At 48.7% G+C, this 1,082-nt stretch carries 1 protein-coding gene; it reads right to left on the bottom strand.

The genetic code is table 11. The features are described from left to right. Positions 1-77: 77 nt before the first annotated feature. Positions 78-1,082: SPOR domain-containing protein (locus R7Q41_RS24345; protein WP_318144747.1), on the bottom strand; the 1,005-nt coding region annotated here is incomplete at its 5' end.

Consider the following 1,082-nt stretch of genomic DNA (forward strand, 5'->3'; position numbering starts at 1 on the left):
CGCATCGCGGGGCTTTCTTCGTTTTGAAAAGCGCGTTTCGTCCTAAAATGTATGGATGCATTAAGGATGAACAACCGCTACTTCACACACATCACATTCAACAACGACGTGCCGGTTAACTGATTTGGTTCTCGATCGGCAAACAAGCCTTTCTTATCTTTACCCCAATACGGCAATTGCAGCGGCCATTTGTTCTTCTCCATCACACCAGAATCTCGCAACGCTTTAAATTCAGTCGCCGTGGCGAGCGACATGCCCAACTGCTGACAAATCTGTTGCGAGCTTTCGTAGTTGAGTCGATTCCACGGCTTACCATATTCCATATAAAACTGATTATCTAACAGGTAAGGCACGACATACGTTTTGCCATGTAGAGACGCTCGCAAGCGCACTTCCACCTCTCCATTGCCTTTTACGCTCGGTGTTGGTTTTGCTTTCGCTACCGGTTTTGTTGTCGTGCTTGATTTCGGCTCTTTTGCCGTAACTGGCTGCGCCGTCGTTTTTGTCGCAGAAGCTTTAAACGCCTCGGTATCTGGACGACTGGCCACGACTGGCGCAACAGGCTTCGGTGCGACGTTTGGTTTGGCGACAGGAGTCGACTTTGATGACGGCTGCATTTGCTTCACGGTGTTGTCACTCCCTTTGCCAACCACACGAATAAATGCCTCGCGATAGTTCGACAAGGTTTTGACTCCCCGTAAATCAGCAGACGCTTTAGAAAATTCTGTATAAGGCCCAATAAGACAACGATAGCCCTTTGTTTCGGGCTTCATCCAAACATCGGTGGTGATTTTGCTGTAAATGGGTTTGGCTTTGGCAAGTGGCATTGGTTTAGGCAGCAAGCCACATTGAATCCAATAGAAATCATTGCCTCCTTGCGGCACTTTCTTTCCCCAAACTCCCTGACCGATTGGGCAACTTTTCTCTAGCATCGGCAGTTCTTTGTCGCTCGCTTGAGTCGCCTGACAAAGAAAGTCATCGGCCAATACGGGGGCTGAAAATTGGGCGCACAGCAATAGCCCTCCTAAGTTGAGGCCTGATTGGACAATGCGTGATAAGAGGTGTGCCTTCTTCATTTCCAT

Origin of the sequence: Vibrio sp. 2096 (genome assembly GCF_033339595.1) — a bacterium.
GTDB lineage: Bacteria > Pseudomonadota > Gammaproteobacteria > Enterobacterales > Vibrionaceae > Vibrio > Vibrio alginolyticus.